Genomic DNA, 17,249 nt, shown 5'->3' with positions numbered 1-17,249 from the left:
ACACCCAAAGGGCGGCTTCCCGTAGGGTAGGACAAAAGACAAAGCACAGAGGAGAAATGACAAACTTGCAGGAACGCGGGCATCTTTTAACCGAGATGGTAAATCCTAACAGTCTAAACTTAGACCAGCTCAGTTCTCTGGAATTGGTGGAGCTGTTTAATAACGAAGACCAAAAGGCGATCGCAGCAGTTGCGGCGGCAAAAATTCAGTTGGCAGAGGCAATTGATCGCATCGCAGAGCGTTTGCGCCACGGAGGACGTTTATTTTATATCGGTGCGGGTACAAGTGGCAGGTTAGGAGTGTTAGATGCTGCTGAGTGTCCACCTACTTTTTGTACACCCCCAGAGTTGGTACAGGGGATTATTGCTGGTGGTGCTGGCGCACTGGTACGCAGTTCCGAAGATTTAGAAGATCGCATCGAAGATGGCGAGGCTGCGATCGCTGGGCGACACATTACCCAACTAGATGTAGTAGTCGGCATTACTGCCGGTGGCACAACACCTTATGTCCACGGTGCCCTTCATGCTGCCCGTCAACGGGGAGCCACTACGATTTTTATCGCCTGTGTTCCGGCTGAACAAGTTAGCTTTGATGCCGATATTGACATTCGCCTATTGACAGGGCCAGAAATAATCGCCGGCTCAACTCGCCTAAAAGCTGGTACAGTCACGAAGTTAGCTTTAAATATCCTTTCTACCGGCGTGATGGTCAAACTAGGCAAAGTTTATGGCAATCGCATGGTGGATGTGGCGGTAACAAATCAAAAGTTACGCGATCGCGCCTTGCGAATTTTACAAGACCTCACAGGTTTAAGTCGAGAAGCGGCTGGTTTTTTACTAGAACGCAGTGGTAAATGGGTGAAGCTAGCGCTATTGATGCACTGGACTGGCTTGGAAAAAGACGAAGGCGATCGGCTTCTTTCAGAACACCAAAGTAATCTCAGGGCAGCTGTTGTGAGCCATCAAAACCACAATCAACCTTAAAGAAATTTTCGCTAAAGATAGGACTTACGCAAACTACACGCGCTCTGGGGCAATTAATGAATTGCCCCTACCTAAAAATCAGGGTTTTAGCTATTGTTTGCGTAAGTCCTAAAAGAAGTACTCTAATTAGCATAATTAAGAATAGTAAAGTTAAATAAATATTTTTAACATTTATTGTCACTCTCAATAACTAAAGCAGAAATCTCTAGAGACTGCTTATCTTTTTTAAAGATAAATTCAGAACTTATACGGATATAATTCAGTATATAAATTCTTAAAATAAGATATCAACACTAATACATCATGATCTGGACGATGGCAACCTACTTGAGTCATAAATCTTAGCAGAAAAATAAAATCTGCCAATAAAAACTCTATGCTAGATAAATTATTTACTAGCAATAGTTTGCTATCTTCTCATCTACTTTACTTTTAATAATCTTGATTTAGACTGCTATATACCAAATGTATTTGCACTTATCACTATATAGCTAGAACACTGTGGCAGAAGTGTTGCCTACCTTTAACCAGTTGCTCAAGTAGGGGCAATACCCTGCGGAAGCCGCAACTCTTAGAGACGGTGCGCGAAGGTGTCTACATGAATTGCCTCTACTTATCTGGTTAGTTGAGATGGTAACTAGATTTACGCCATGCTCTAGTAGTGTCGGTTTTCAATGGCTAGCTTTTTAATGAAAGGAACATGATATGACTCACCCGGAAGTGATAGTTTCAAATAACCTAGTAAATGAATTTCAAACTTGTACTCAGCTACAATACAATGGCAAATTAAATATTAAGAGTTCAAAGGGCAGTCAATGGACTTTTTACTATCGGCTAGGACGGATAGTTTGGGCAACAGGAGGAACTCATCCCTTCCGGCGCTGGCGTAGACATATAGCTCAAAATTGTCCCCAAATCGATGTTGATAAGTTGCAGTTACGTTTGCAAGACCTATCAATCGATTACTGGGATTATAAACTGATAGAAGTTTTTTATAAAAAACAGAAAATTCAGAGAGAACAGATTCAATCTATTGCCGAAAATACCATAGCAGAACTATTATTTGACTTAGCTTTGCAAGGAAACTTTGCTTCTATAACTTGCAATCGTAACCAAGAAGTTATCTTAGAAACCCCCATCAGCTTCACGAGTGCAGAAATGTCTCTAAAGCACATGCAAGACTCGTGGAAAATTTGGTCAGAAGCTGGTTTAGCAAATTTTTCTCCTGACTTAGCCCCAGTTCTGCGCCGACCAGAGCAACTTGAGCAGATGGTAAGTCCATCTGTGTACAAAAACTTTGTGAATTTAATCAACGGCAGATTGACTCTGCGAGATTTAGCCATAAAAATGAAGCAGAGTGTACTACCACTCACCCGTTCGTTGCTTCCCTATATCCTTAAAGGAATCATTGAATTAGTGGAAGTACCTGACTTGCCCTTAGGAGTTACTGAAGTCAACAAGAACTCTACCAGCACTCAAACAAAGAAGCGAATTGCTCCACTAGTGGCTTGCGTCGATGATAGCCCTCAGGTATGTAAAATGCTAGAGGATATTATCACTTCCAATGGATTAAGATTTGTCAAAATTCAAGATGCTGTACAAGCTTTACCAACCCTAATTCAGGATAAACCAGACCTGATTTTCTTAGATTTGATTATGCCAGTTGCCAGTGGTTACGAAATTTGCACTCAGTTACGACGAATATCTACCTTTTCTAACACACCAATAATTATATTAACAGGCAATGATGGTCTTTTAGATAGAGTTCGTGCCAAAGTAGTTGGTTCTACAGATTTTCTTACTAAACCTGTAATGGCTGACAAGGTAATGAGTATAGTACGTAAGTATTTACCTACACCGAGTGTATCCACTGACAATAGTAAATCTAATTTAGAGGTTTGTAATTAGAGAGAATTAGAAGCTATTTTTGATTCAATCCCGTTCAGTTAAGCCCAAAATTCTTGGTAGAGACGCACAATTGTACTTCGTCCCGCTACGCTAACGCGTCTCTACAGGTCAAAAACCAGTACCAAAAATCCTTAACCCAAGCGGATTAATTTTTAATTCGGAATTATTCGTCAAAATTTATAGACTTTTTCACCTCAGTAAAAATTAAAGTATTGAGGTGATAGAACTATTTTATTTACAAAAAAATATTAAGTTATATATATTACGTACTTTTTCTGAGGTTGATACATAAACATTGAATCAAAATTAGACAAATACAAATTTTGTATTTATAGCAGTCCTATTTGGTTTGTGAAATATTGGTTAGGGCAAAGGGGTTAGGGCTAGTCTCTAGTCCCTTCCATGTCTTTTTTAAGCAATCATTTAGGATTTGTATGTCTAATTGTGTTTCCATTTTGAGAAAAAGTTAACGAGTAATTGCCATGAATACTGTTTTAGTTGTTGAAGATGGCTTAACAGATATGGAAATAATCAGCCGTTACTTACAACAGGCAGGTTATTCTGTGATGAGTGCCACAAGCAGTGAAGAGGCTCAAGATAAAATAGATAAAAATAAGCCAGACCTAATATTTCTCGACGTAATTTTACCGGGTAAAAGTGGCTTTGAAATTTGTCGAGAGCTGAAAAACAATCCTGAAACTAGCAAAATACCTGTGGTTTTTTGCTCTACAAAAAATAGTGATGTAGATAAAATTTGGGGTAATATGTTGGGCGCTGATGGTTATCTATCAAAACCGATTGATCGAGACGAACTAGTGGTAATTTTAAAGCGATTACTTAATTAGTAAAGAAGTCACTATTTTTCAGATAGAACCTCTACTAGATAAAAGAAACTGCAAATAGTGGCTAAAAATAAATAATCAAGGACAAAGGATCAATAACTTTGGAAACCCAGGAAAAGTTTTTAAGTTTTAATTTGGGAGTAAGCGATACAGCCGTAATTTCGTTACAACACATTACAGAAGTTTTGCAAGTATCATTACCAGAAATATGTGGTGTTCCTCAGATGCCTAGTAGCGTCTTGGGCATTTATAACTGGCGCGGTGAGATGCTTTGGTTAGTTGATTTAGAGGAAATGTTAGGTTATCCTCCAATTTCCCAAGGGCCAAATTTACTTTCAAAAATGATGGCGATTGTTCTCGAAAATAAGGGTAAGTATTTGGGACTATTGGTGCGACAGCTTATAGATATTGAATGGCTGGATAGCAAGGAAATGAAACCCGCAAATGCTGAATTATTTTATCCTAAAATATCCCCTTTTTTACAGGGATACTTTATTAATGATTCGGAGGACATGATTTTTAATTTGGATGCTACAAGTATTATCCAAGCTCCGATATGGTGCATTCATAATTGAATATTGGGTGATTAGGTAGAGTATTTGGCAATTACTAATACTTAATAACCAAGTACCAGATCATTCTTAACTGCCACAGATCAAATTATTACCCATCACAATTTTTGAGGTTAATCACATGACGTTTTTGTATAACAATAGCCATGAAAATGAGGTTCTAATCTCGGAATTAGAAAATCAGAATGGTAACGCTCATATAGCGAATATTGCTAGTAATGAAATATCTTTATTAAATGCGATCGCTCAGGAATTTAAAACTTGGCGTCGGCAGTTGCAAGATATCGCAACTTATATGCGCCAAGCACCAGACCTTGATACACTACTCAAAATCACTGTCGCGCAAATTAGAGAAAAGATTAGCTGCGATCGCGCCTCAATTTATCAGTTTACTTCCCTAGATTCAGGTAATGTTTTAGCAGAATCCAGAACACTAGGTTGGACACCGACTTTAGGCGAAAATATTCCCGGAATTATTTTTGGTTTATATAGCAATCAAGACTATGTAGAACCTGTAGTTATTGACGATATCAATCAGATACAACTTACCCCTTATCAAAAGCAACTGCTAGAGAAATTTCAAATTAAAGCTAGTTTGACTTTACCAATTTTAGTAGAAGGTAAAGTATGGGGGTTACTGTCAGTAAATAATTGCTACTCAACGCGGCAGTGGCAAGAGGTAGAAATTAGTCTCCTATCTCAAATTACAACAGAACTGGCCTACAAATTGCAGAGCTTTCAATTCCAAAAAGAAGAAGAACACCGGATACTAGCAAAAAAATCGGTGGCTAAAGTCATCGATAAAATTCTGCGGGCATCAAGTGTTGATAAAATTTTTCAAACAACTACTCAAGAAGTACGTCAATTACTAAAATGCGATCGCGTCGCTGTCTATCGCTTCAAACCTGACTGGAGTGGCGAGTTTGTCGCTGAATCAGTGGGTAATGGTTGGGTAAAAATGGTAGGCCCTGATTTTTATATGGTGTGGGAAGATACCCACTTACAAGAGACTAAAGGAGGACGTTATGCCAAGGGTGAAACCTTTGTGGTCAATGACATTTATCAAATGGGCCATTATCAATGTCACATTGACATTTTAGAGCAGTATGAAATGAAAGCTTACATCATTGCACCGATATTTTCTGGAGAGAAATTATGGGGTTTGCTGGCAGCTTACCAAAATTCTGGGCCTCGTGATTGGCAACCTTGGGAAGAAGGCTTTGTGACTCAAATTGGGCTGCAATTTGGTGTGGCTATCTCCCAAGGTGAATATCTGGAACAAGTGGATAAAAAATCTGAGCAACTAGCTCAAATACTTGAACAAGAGAAAGCTTTAACCAAAATAGTCAACCGTATCCGACAAAGCTTAGATGTAGATAGTGTTTTCAAAACAACCACCCAAGAAGTACGCCAATTACTAAAATGCGATCGCGTCGTCGTTTTTCGCTTCAATCCTGACTGGAGTGGTGAATTTGTCGCTGAGTCAGTGGGTAATAGTTGGACAAAACTGGTAGGCCCTGGTATTAGAACTATCTGGGCAGATAGTTACATGCAAGAAAATCAAGGAGGTCGATATGTCCAAGGTGAAAGCTTTGTCGCTAATGACATCCATCAGGTAGGTCATTCTACCTGCCATATTGAGATGTTAGAGAAATATGAAGTTAGAGCCTATGTGATTGTACCTGTATTTTCTGGGGAAAAATTGTGGGGATTATTAGCAGCTTATCAAAACTCCGGTTATCGTGATTGGCAATCTTGGGAAGTCAGCTTTTTGACTCAAATTGGCTTGCAATTTGGTGTAGCCATATCACAGACAGAATATGTTGAACAAGTGCGAGTTAAATCTGCACAACTTGTTCAGTTAGCGGAACAAGAAAAAGCTCTCACAAAAATCAGTAACCGCATCCGGCAAATCTTCGATGTGCAAGATATTTTCAAGATAACCACTCAAGAAGTGCGACAATTATTGCGATGCGATCGCGTCGCAGTCTATCGCTTTAGCCCTAACTGGGGTGGCGAATTTGTGTCTGAGTCAGTGGGTAATAGTTGGACAAAACTGGTAGGTCCTGATATTAGAACCGTTTTAGACGATACCTACTTGCAAGAAACTCAGGGAGGTAGGTATGTCAGAGGTGAAAACTTTATCGTCAATGACATCTATCAAGTAGGGCTTGCTCCCTGCCACATTGAGATTTTAGAGCAGTTTGAAGCCAAAGCTTATATGATTGTTCCTGTATTTGCTGGGGAACAATTGTGGGGCTTGTTGGGAGCTTATCAAAACTCAGGTTCTCGTGATTGGGAAGAATCCCAAGTCAGTTTGTTAACACGCATTGGCAGTCAGTTGGGACTGGCATTACAACAGGCGGAATATTTGCAACAAGTAGAAGGGCAGTCAGCAAAATTAGCAGCAGCAGCAGCACGAGAAAAGGCCGCCAAGGAATTACTACAACAACGGTCTATTCAACTCCTAACAGCCCTGAGACCCGCTCTCAATGGTGACTTAACGGTACGCGCACCGATCACAGAAGACGAGCTAGGTACGATCGCTGATGCTTACAATAATACCCTGCAAGCGCTGCGGCAAATCGTTGTTCAGGTACAGGGGGCTGCTCAACAAGTTGCCCAAACTTCTACCAATAGCGAGGCTTCACTAGCGGGACTGACCAATCTAGCGCAACAACAATCTGAGGAAATTACCGCAGCTTTAGGCGAAATTCAACAGATGGTGGACTCTACTCAAGCTGTGGTGGCAAATGCTGAGTTGGTTCAACTAGCAGTGCAACAAGCCAATCAAACTGTAGAGTCTGGCGATACCGCCATGAACCTGACTGTAAAAGCAATCCAAGGAATTCGCGAAACCGTTGCTCAAACCAGCAAAAAGATTAAACGCCTCGGCGAATCCTCGCAAAAAATCTCCAAAGTGGTGAATTTGATTGGTAATTTTGCCACACAGACAAACGTACTGGCTTTGAACGCAGCCATTGAAGCCACCCGTGCCGGTGAATATGGCAAAGGCTTTGCAGTTGTAGCTGATGAAGTCCGTTCTTTATCTCGTCAATCAGCAGCAGCAACCATCGAAATCGAAAAATTAGTCCAGGAAATTCAAGCAGAAACTGGGGAAGTTGCAGTAGCAATGGAAACTGGTATTCAGCAGGTAGTAGAAGGTACAAATCTTGTCAGTGACACTCGCCAAAACTTAAATGCGATCGTTTCTGCAACTGCCGAAATTAGTCAGCTAATCGAGCGAATTACCGCAGCGACTCAAAAACAAATGGCGCAATCTGTAACAGTAACTAAATCAATGCAAGATGTAGCAGAAATTGCCAATAAAACTTTTGCTGAATCCCAAGAAATTGCAACTGTGTTCCAAGATTTATCAGGAATGGCGCAAGAGCTATTAACAACTGCTGGTAAGTTTAAAGTCAAATGAATTTTAGATTTTAGATTTTAGATTTTGGATTATGAATGAAGAGGATTTTAAGCGGAGAACAAAGCAGTTAGCATTGCGAGTAATCCGCTTAGTAGAGAGCCACTCCACAGAGCCGAACGGCAGATGTAATTGGCAAGCAGTTAATCCGTTCAGCAACATCTGTGGGAGCTAATTATCGGTCAGCTTGTCGTGGTAAGTCAATCGCCGATGTCATTGCTCAACTCAGTTTGGTAGAGGAAGAAGCCGATGAAAGTCTTTATTGGATGGAACTTATCGTTGAGGTTGGTTTATTACCACTAGAAAAAGTAAGCAGCTTGATGTCAGAAAACACCGAAATTCTTGCAATGACAGTTGCATCAATCAAAACTTTACGTAACAAATCCAAAATCGTTCGACTGAGCGTAGCCGAAGTCCAAAATTTAAAATCCAAAATCTAAAATATGATCACAGATAACGAAATTCGCGAACAAGGGTACATCTACTTTCTGGCTGAAGCCCCAGAATTAGTTCAAATTATCGAGCAAGAACTATTTAGCTTGTCGGAAGGTTATAGCATTGCTAAAGTTCACAACTTAATGCGAGCTACTCATACACTTAAAGGTGGTGCTGCTAATGTTGGGCTAGAAGTAATTAAGATGATAGCCCATTTTTTAGAAGATGTCTTTAAGGCTCTATATAATCCTAAGGTGGTAGTTGATGCTGAGTTACAAACACTTTTATTACAAGCTTATGAGTGTTTGAGCATAGCATTAAATACTGAACTAATAGGCAGTAATGTTAATGATGAAGAACTGCTACATCGAGCAACTTCAGTGTTTGCAGAGTTGCAAGAGAAACTAGGTGATGCATTTGGTGCTGAGTCTCATATTCCCACTTCTGAAGAATTGGGATTTGATATTGTAGAGTCCGTTTTTGAAGTAGGAGTGGAACAACGTCTAAACAGTATTGCTGACGCTGTTAATAATCCACCAAATAGTGGCGAATTTATTGAATTTTTACACTCTCAAGCTGAAGTATTTTTTGGCTTGGCAGAATCTCTAAATTTACCTGGATTAGGAGAAATTGCCCAAACAATTCTATCAGCGCTGCAAGCAAATCCTAGCCAGGTGCAGCAAATTGCAAAAATTGCTCTTGCAGATTTACAACAAGCACAAAAATTAGTGTTAGCAGGCGATCGCACATCTGGTGGAGAACCTTCTCCAGGTTTGCGAAAACTTACAATAGTAGCAAATAATGAGTTATCTGAAGAATTGCAAAATAATTCATCTGCTAGCACATTTGTCATCAATGAAGAACAATTTTATGAGTTTATCACTACATCTGATCACAATAAAAACGAATCCGTCAACCCAACAACTGCCAAGTTTTATTTAAAAGTAATTCGTTACATTTTTGGCTGGTTTAATCACGAGATGCAAATACCAGAGCCAGAACTCAGGTTGACTTTACTGGTTCCCACATTAGAAAGAAAAAGTCTGGTTGATTATATCCAAAATTGGCTGAAAAGTTTTCTTGATTTTGTCCAAGGTGAAGAAGATAGTCAAAGTCTTTGTATTTATCGACGTGGTATCATCTTAATCATCCTATTTGCGGTTGCAAAATTTCAATATTCTCTTAACCAGTCTGATAGCTACCTCTCAATAATTAAAATCCTACAGAACCAAATTCATAAAGTAGCAAAAGAATATAAAAAGTATCCTCCTGTAACTGGTGAAGAGAAAAATTGGCTTGATAGCCCCAAGTTACAAACACTGTTAGTTATTAAAGAGATATGTGTATTTCCTCAAGCAATTGATAACTTACTAGAAGCAATATGGGGAGAAGAAGCTAACCAAAATATTGCTGCTGAAGTCGTGAATATCCAGACTAATGATTCTTCAGAAAAGCTTGATTCATTAACTGTCAGTGAGCAGGTAGTTGTAGGTATTTCTGAAACAGCTATTGAAGTTATGCCTAATGTAGCTACACAAATCAACAAAGAAATAGAAGATAAATCACAGTATGTTCAAACTAAAAATTTGCGCCAACCTTCATTTATTCGAGTAGATACAGAGAGGCTGCAACACCTCAATTATCTAGCTGGAGAATTGCTGATTTACCAAAAACGGCGTAGTTTGCAAGATGAACAAGTCCAAGAAATAATTGAGCAATTAGTACAGCAACTCGCTAGACACCAAACAACTTTAAATGAATTACGTGATTTGCCATTACAGATACAAAATATTAGCTCACCACAAACTCAAAATTTTGCAGTGAATTTTGACTCTCTAGAAATGGATGTATATACAGAATTTCACATGACATTGCATGAAGCAATAGAAGAGACACTGCAACTACAAGAAACCACAGAGTCTCTGGACTTGCTCGTGACGCAAGCTGCTCAAATTAGTGACAAACAAGAGAATTTAACTCTTAATATTATAGATAGCTTAGTAGAAGCACGGATGTCACCTTTAGGCAATATCCTGAATCGCTTCCCCCACATGGTAAGTAAGTTGGGGAATGTTTATGACAAACTTGTAGAATTGAAACTTACTGGTACTGAGGTACTAGTAGATAAAGCGATCGCAGAAAAGCTCTATGATCCCTTATTGCACTTAGTGCGTAATGCTTTTGATCATGGTATTGAAGCACCGCAATTTCGCCGAGAGCTTGGTAAACCAGAACAAGGTTTAATCGAAATCTGCGCCTATCATCAGGGTAGCCAAACTGTTATCGAAGTTCGGGATGATGGACAGGGATTGAATTTAGACAGAATTCGCAGAAAAGCTGTTGAATTTTATCCCATAGAAAGTGAAGAAAAAGCTAGGAGCTATGCTTCTAATCTGGGTGATCCTGAACTTTTAGATTTGATATTTTCGCCCGGATTTTCTACTGCTAATAAAGTGAGCGAAATTTCTGGGCGCGGTATGGGATTAGATATTGTGCGTACTCAGATGCACGCACTCAATGGTTCAATTTCAGTTCAATCCTTACCAAACCAAGGAACAATATTCATCCTTAAAATTCCTTTTTCTATGACTACAGAAAAGTTAATGCTCGTTCAAGCCAAAGGTGTTGTTTATGGACTTCTTTTGGACAGTATCGAAAAAATATTGATTCCCTCTGAACAACAAATTAAAGAAGTTGAAGGTAAAAAAGTCTTTCATTGGAATACAGACAATGATGAGACTATGGTCAGCCTCCGTCAACTTTCAAAATTGATTGATTATAATGGTTCATTCATTCATAGTGCCACTCCATACAACCCATCAAATAGTCATGATCCAAGCGTGGCGAAAAATCCGGTGCTTTTGCTACGACGAAATCAGGGAATGTTTGCTTTGGAAGTTGACCAAATAATTGGTGAACAAGAACTGGTAATTAGACCTTTAGGAAATGCGATCGCACCGCCAAAATACATTTATGGTTGTAGTAGTTTAGCCAATGGTAATCTCATCTTAGTGATTGATGCTTCATTGCTGGTAAAGTCTAGCGAGATCCAACAAACAACACTTAATATCAGGGCACTACCAGTAGCTTCTTCGTCAAATAAAAAAGCCTTACCGATATCAGGACATACTTTTCCATCTACACCATTACTCACTGCATCGACTTCCACAACAACTATAAAAACCCAACCCAGTTATTCTCAAGAACAACCCAGTTATTCTCAAGAACAACCCAGTTATTCTCAAGAGCCAGATAATAAATCACCAAAAGTTGTTTTAGTCGTAGATGATGCAATTAGTCTCCGACAAACTCTCTCTCTCACTCTGCAAAAATCTGGCTATCAAGTAATACAAGCCCAAAATGGTGTAGAAGCTCTAGAAAAGTTACAGCTACATCCTGAAATTCAAGTTGTCGTCTCCGATTTAGAGATGCCCCGAATGAATGGTTTTGAGTTGTTGAGCAATTTCCGTCAATACCCAAATTTAGAAAAAATACCTGTAGTAATTCTCACTTCTCGCAGCGCTGAAAAACATCGCCAGCTTGCTCAAGAATTGGGTGCAAAGGCTTACTTGACCAAACCTTATTTAGAGCATGAGTTTCTTTCTACAATTAACAGCTTAATTAACAGTAATACAGGTGATTCAAACCATTTACTCATGGTGGTAAATCATTGATGCTTTTAGCTTGAAAAAACAGAAGTCAGAAGTCAGGTGGTCACTGAGCGTAGTCGAAGTGAGCCAGAACTCAGACTTGAATTCTGTGCGACTGGTGTAAAAGGTTGTTTGAAAAGTGGTCTTTTCAAACAACCTCTTAGCCCGACTTTATCCAAAATTAAGAAGTCGGTTTTCTTCATCCGCTAAAAACCCTATAGCGGTTTCCATTCAGATGCAGTACAAGGTTACATGACGAGGTGTAGGGGCAATATATCAGTCTACCAAACTTTACTCATATTCAGAATAAACCCAGGCAATATTAACTCGCCGCTAACGCTAGCAGGATTATTTAAACATTCCTCTGGCAATCCAGAACGATAAATATACACTTGACGGTGCTTACGGTCAATCAACCAGCCTAGCTGTATTCCTGGTTCCTTCATATATTCCTCCATTTTTTCCTTCAAAGTCTGGAGGTTGTCGCTGGGAGATTTGAGTTCAACTACAAAATCTGGACAAATGGGAGCAAACTCTCGCTGCTGTTCTGCTGAGAGACTATTCCACCGTTCTAGTTTAATCCAGGAAGCATCTGGCGTAGACACGGAGTGGCTTGTCGTCAGACATCGCTCTGCACCTGTTGATAACTTAAATCCGGTACTAGAGCTAAAAGTTATACCTGTACCATCTTGTTCCGACCAAACCCATAGCTGCCCAAATATATTACCTTCTCGGTTTCCTGTCTCTGAACCAGTCGGAGGCATAATTACCAATTCTCCAAATTTATTTCGCTCAATGCGTAAATCACGATTCACCTGACAGAACTCAAAAAATTGTTCGTCTGTCATTTGCATGGATGAGGGAATTTGCAAAACCAAAGGGGATGAAAACATCGGTATTTCCTCTAGATGCTACTAAAAGGCTACTGAAAATCTGGTTATCAAGCCTTAAAACATTGGCTGTGAGGTGGCTTAATCTAGTTAGATTATTTTCCAATACAAAACTTGCTGAAAATCCTCTCTAAAACTGATTCTGTTACTTCCTCTCCAGTAATTTCTCCTAGAGCTTGAATTGCACCCCGTAAGTCAATTGTCCAAAAATCCAGAGGAAATTGTTGGGCAATTGTTGCTTGTACTTGTTCTAAAGATATTTTAGCTTGAGTTAAGGCTGCTGCCTGTCTTTGGTTAATGGCTAAATCCATATCAGCAGCTTGCACTTTCCCTGATTGAACTATCTCTAAAATTGCTGTTTCTAAAACATCAATACCTTGATTCTGGGCTGCGGCTGTGACAATTTGGGATTTTGGGTTGCACCTTTGGTGCGCTGACAGCGCCACTGGGATTTTCGATTGAATATTTTTCCTATCCTCTGCTTCTAATAAATCAATTTTGTTAATCACTATAATTAACGGACGGTGTTGTATCTGTTCGTAAATTTCTTGATCGCCTTGAGTCCAACCTGCGGAAGCATCAATGGTAAGCAAGACTAAATCAGCTGCATTGGCGGCACGACGCGATCGCTCCACGCCAATTTTTTCCACTTGGTCTGTTGTTTCCCGAATCCCCGCAGTATCTAGCACTTGTATGGGAATTCCCCCGACAACTAATTGGGATTCGACAACATCGCGGGTTGTACCTGGTAAATCAGTCACAATGGCGCGATCGCTCCGGCTCCAAGCGTTCAATAAACTGGACTTACCCACATTCGGACGCCCAACAATTGCCACTTTTAAACCAGTGCGTAGCAATTCACCTTTGTCTTTGGTTTCCAATAATCTAGTTATTTGTGCGGCAATTTTATCAATTTGTGATATGATTGCTTTATCATCCAAGGGTGGTAGGTCTTCCTCAAAATCAATCCGAGCTTCAATTTCTGCCAAGATATCCAAACAGTTAGCGCGTAACTGACGAATCGGATGAGCTAATTTTCCTTGTAAACCAGCTAAAGCACTTTGAGCAGCTTGGGGCGATTTAGCTCCCACTAAATCAGCAATACCTTCAGCTTGAGTTAAATCCAATCTTCCATTCAAAAAGGCGCGGAGAGTAAATTCTCCAGGTTGCGCTAGTCTAGCGCCATTTTCCAAACACAGTTGCAATACCTGCTGCACTGCCATAATTCCCCCGTGGCAATGGAATTCGACGACATCTTCACGGGTATAAGAACGGGGTGCTTTCATAATTAACAACAGGGCTTCATCCACTAGTTGTTGCGTCTGGGGATGGCGAATGTAACCGTAGAGAATCCGATGACTTTCCCAAACTTGTCGCCCTGGTGCATGAAAGAGAGTTTGGGCGATTGCCATTGCCTGAGAACCAGACACCCGCACAATACCAACGCTACCCTGTTGGGGGACAACAGCAGTAGCGATCGCGGCTATAGTTCCAGTAGTAGCAAAAATTTCCGACATGAGCGCCCTTTATGAGAGTTAGGAGTTAGGAGTTAGGAGTTTGGTTTGAGATCAAGTCTCACACGGGGTAAAATCAGAACTCATAACTTTTTTAATGGTAGATATTTAGACTAATGACATTGCAACTGACAAGTTAAAATTTATCTGGAGCGTGATGCCTGATAGTGAAGAGTTAGGTGTGAAAATCATAACTCATAATTTTTAGAGAGGAATTTACTGTGGAGCAAAAAATTAACTGCGCCCAAGCTTGTGTTAACGGATGTGTTTTAGGGGATAAATGCCCCAATATCGAGTTTAGAGAGGCAGCCGCGAAATTTATTGAAGAGACTCCCTTAGATAAAATGCTGGAGTTGGCACAAGAACGTCTGCGAAAAAAAATGACGGAACCGCCAAAATGGGTTTTTCCTGAAGATCCATAGGATTTAGTCCAACAGGCACAAGCAAGATAGTGTGGAAGTTATATTCTCGCACTTTTGCCGCCAAGCGATCGCAGCGTTGCTTCTCTTCTTGTGCTGTGGAAACCAAACACCGAAATTTGTCAGGATTAAGGCATTCTCCAGCACCTAATTCTTCATCACCGCATCTAAAAGCACGTTAGCATCGAAACGGACTACATCGGTGCAAGGTAGCCCCGTTTCTGCTATTGTTTGAGCGATGCTTTCCTGGGCCGCAGACTCATCTAGATGGGCTGTGTTCAATGCTATACCTACTACAGAAACACTTCCAAAGGCACCTCCGGCGCTAGCAACGGTTTCATAAAGCCGAATCACCTCTGGTAAAGGCGGAATTAATACATGAGGATGATTACGTACATGAACTTGTCCCGCCCGATGTACTAACACTAGTTGGGTTGGTTGCGAACCACGGATTAAGGGTAAAGTTGCCGTTGAACCAGGGTGTAATAGTGAACCTTGTCCTTCAATGTGCAAAATGTCATAGTTTTTGCCATAGCGCATGACTATTTGTTCCACAGCACCGGCGGCAAAATCTACCCGCACGGCATCTAAAGGCACTCCGTCCCCTTCTAACATCACCCCAGTTTGCCCTGTGGCGAGGAATTTAGAACGCCAGCCCCGCAGTTTCGATGCCCAATGTAATTCTAGGCTAGTTGACATTTTACCGATGGCCATGTCGGTTCCCACTGTCAACACCCGCCGACACGAGAGGGTGCGTGCCATTCCACTAGCAACGCTAATATTAGACGGTTCTTTACGCACATCCCAAATTAATTGTCCTGGTTTGAGCAGTGCATTTAATTCTGGGATACTTGCCATTGGTGTATGTAAACCATTCACCAGAGACATTCCAGCTTCTAAAGCGTTTTTGATTTCCAGCCAGTAATCATCTGGTACAGCACCACCTCCGGGGGCAATGCCAATTACCAAAACTTCTGGCTTGTATTCCAAGGCTGCGGCTAGCGATGCCACAATTGGGACATCACGCTTGATACCTGTTAATTCTGGTAGGGATTTACCAGCAGACTCGCGATCGATTACGGCTACAATTGGGGCTTCACTGTAACGTAAAATTGCTAGGCCTGTTTTGCCATGATGCCCAGTAATTCCTTCATGAAGTAAGATAGCTACTCGTTGATTAAGTGGTAGACGCACTGTGTTGTACTCCCAAACCTGGTAAATCGTTTGGCAAAACTCTCCCTTCTTTTAGCAATGCACCCGTAAAGGGATCATCAATTAAGTTAAGGTGACTGTCTAAATCTAAATAATCAGCTAGTGGTGCTAGCTGTAATGCTGCTGTATTAGCTAGGGAACTGTCAGAATAGCAACCGAACATTACTTGCAACTGATATGCTCGCGCTGTATGTACCATTCGCATTGCCTCCGTTAGTCCTCCTGATTTCATCAGTTTGATATTAATACCATCCACGTAATTTGCCAAATGGGGAATATCGGCGCTTGTAAAACAACTTTCATCAACAAAGATGGGCAGAGGAGAGTTTTCTTTGAGTTTTGCTAAACTTTTTTCTTGTCCCCGTGGTAATGGCTGTTCTACATACTTTATACCTAAATCAGCCAGCCAATTGCACATTGCGATCGCATCTTCTAAACTCCAACCCCCGTTAGCATCAACAAAAAATTCTGGTTCCGGTGCTTCTTCACGCACTGCTAATAGCATTTTTTTATCTGCATCTATGCCATCTGCACTACCTAGCTTCACCTTGAAAAGGCGGACATCTGTAAATTTTAACCAGTCTCGCGCTCTCGCCCTGGCAGCTTCAGGCGAATTAATCCCAATTGTCACAGAAGTCGGGACTATTTGATTGCGATCGAGTCCCCAAATTTGCCACAAGGGTAATCCTACACGCTTACCCAACCAGTCGTGCATTGCCATATCCAGGGCGGCTCTAACAGCAGAAGGAACCTGGTTTTGGATTAAAACTTGCTCAATTTGCTGTCTTTTTAAAGGGCTGAATGCTTGCAACAGTGGCACAACTTGCTGTAAGGCGTCTTTGATTGCATCAGTGGATTGGCGATGATTACCCACGCCAAATGGTGATGCTTCCCCCCAGCCTTCGATGCCATCGGCTGAAATCGTCACCCAGGCATTCGTTGTCTGCGCTGTTGTACCCCGACTTATGGTTAATGGAAATCTCTTATTGACTGTGAATAGATTTACATTTATTTGCATACTTGTTATACATATTATGCTATTGCAAAAGCCAGTTTACAGCAGTTTTCATGTATTTAGACCACAATTATAAGACCTAACCCCCAGCCCCTTCCCTTGTAGGGAAGGGGAGAAAATCAAAGCCTCTCTCCGCACTTCGTGCCGCTACGCGAACGTAGGAGAGAGGAATGGAAGTGAGGTCTATTTGTGGTTCATTTAGCTGAAAATCGCTGTAATACCATTTCTTTGTGAGGCTGCGCCAAATTTTCTTTCTTTCTTTCTTTCTTTCTTTCTTTCTTTCTTTGTGCCCTTTGCGCCCTTTGCGGTTCGTTCCTCATGTAGTTTGGCGCATCTTCATACAGAATTGGTATAAGTTCAAAATTTAGATTATTGGATGCAT

At 40.7% G+C, this 17,249-nt stretch carries 12 protein-coding genes; 8 read left to right on the top strand and 4 right to left on the bottom strand.

Annotation, left to right across the window (positions count from 1 at the left end; all coding sequences use genetic code 11):
- Window positions 1–56: 56 nt before the first annotated feature.
- The 7 genes from murQ (at window position 57) to V7K50_RS29115 (ending at window position 11,841) form a co-directional block, all read left to right on the top strand.
- Window positions 57–983 carry an N-acetylmuramic acid 6-phosphate etherase gene (gene murQ / locus V7K50_RS29145; RefSeq protein WP_334966593.1) on the top strand — a complete coding sequence of 309 codons (927 nt, stop codon included), beginning with the start codon at window positions 57–59 and terminating at the stop codon, window positions 981–983.
- Window positions 984–1,688: 705 nt separating this feature from the next.
- The gene (locus V7K50_RS29140) at window positions 1,689–2,891 is read left to right on the top strand and encodes a response regulator (RefSeq protein WP_334966259.1); all 1,203 of its coding nucleotides are present in this window, start codon (window positions 1,689–1,691) and stop codon (window positions 2,889–2,891) included.
- 482 nt (window positions 2,892–3,373) lie between these two features.
- Entirely contained in the window at window positions 3,374–3,736 is a 363-nt protein-coding gene (locus tag V7K50_RS29135; protein WP_334966257.1) for a response regulator transcription factor, read from the top strand.
- Window positions 3,737–3,834: 98 nt separating this feature from the next.
- Complete coding sequence (locus V7K50_RS29130; RefSeq protein WP_334966256.1) at window positions 3,835–4,308, top strand: chemotaxis protein CheW; 474 nt, start codon at window positions 3,835–3,837, stop codon at window positions 4,306–4,308.
- A 118-nt stretch (window positions 4,309–4,426) separates the two neighbouring features.
- On the top strand, window positions 4,427–7,735 hold the full coding sequence (locus V7K50_RS29125) for a GAF domain-containing protein (RefSeq protein WP_334966254.1): 3,309 nt from the start codon (window positions 4,427–4,429) through the stop codon (window positions 7,733–7,735).
- A 161-nt stretch (window positions 7,736–7,896) separates the two neighbouring features.
- Window positions 7,897–8,172, top strand: coding sequence for a four helix bundle protein (locus tag V7K50_RS29120; protein ID WP_334966252.1), 276 nt, complete (start codon window positions 7,897–7,899; stop codon window positions 8,170–8,172).
- A 3-nt stretch (window positions 8,173–8,175) separates the two neighbouring features.
- A complete protein-coding gene (locus V7K50_RS29115; RefSeq protein ID WP_334966250.1) occupies window positions 8,176–11,841 on the top strand; it encodes a hybrid sensor histidine kinase/response regulator in 3,666 nt (1,221 codons plus the stop codon).
- A 257-nt stretch (window positions 11,842–12,098) separates the two neighbouring features.
- Here the strand turns inward: V7K50_RS29115 and V7K50_RS29110 are convergent, their stop codons facing one another.
- A complete protein-coding gene (locus V7K50_RS29110; RefSeq protein ID WP_334966248.1) occupies window positions 12,099–12,710 on the bottom strand; it encodes a Uma2 family endonuclease in 612 nt (203 codons plus the stop codon).
- A gap of 92 nt (window positions 12,711–12,802) precedes the next feature.
- On the bottom strand, window positions 12,803–14,224 hold the full coding sequence (gene mnmE / locus V7K50_RS29105) for a tRNA uridine-5-carboxymethylaminomethyl(34) synthesis GTPase MnmE (RefSeq protein WP_334966246.1): 1,422 nt from the start codon (window positions 14,222–14,224) through the stop codon (window positions 12,803–12,805).
- Between the two features lie 218 nt (window positions 14,225–14,442).
- Here mnmE and V7K50_RS29100 point away from each other — a divergent pair, with 218 nt between their 5' ends.
- Entirely contained in the window at window positions 14,443–14,643 is a 201-nt protein-coding gene (locus V7K50_RS29100) for a hypothetical protein (RefSeq protein ID WP_334710182.1), read from the top strand.
- A gap of 144 nt (window positions 14,644–14,787) precedes the next feature.
- On the opposite strand, the gene V7K50_RS29095 is transcribed toward V7K50_RS29100, so the two are convergent.
- Together V7K50_RS29095 and V7K50_RS29090 are read right to left on the bottom strand one after the other, a co-directional pair.
- Window positions 14,788–15,834 carry a DUF1611 domain-containing protein gene (locus V7K50_RS29095; protein ID WP_334966244.1) on the bottom strand — a complete coding sequence of 349 codons (1,047 nt, stop codon included), beginning with the start codon at window positions 15,832–15,834 and terminating at the stop codon, window positions 14,788–14,790.
- Window positions 15,818–16,870: a dipeptide epimerase gene (locus tag V7K50_RS29090; protein ID WP_334966242.1), complete on the bottom strand. Its 1,053-nt coding sequence runs from the start codon at window positions 16,868–16,870 to the stop codon at window positions 15,818–15,820. The genes V7K50_RS29095 and V7K50_RS29090 overlap by 17 nt, the downstream gene beginning before the upstream one ends.
- Window positions 16,871–17,249 lie beyond the last annotated feature (379 nt).

It is taken from the genome of Nostoc sp. (assembly GCF_036917135.1).
In the GTDB taxonomy this organism is placed as follows: Bacteria; Cyanobacteriota; Cyanobacteriia; order Cyanobacteriales; family Nostocaceae; genus Nostoc.
This window is presented reverse-complemented; position numbering and strand designations above follow the sequence as displayed.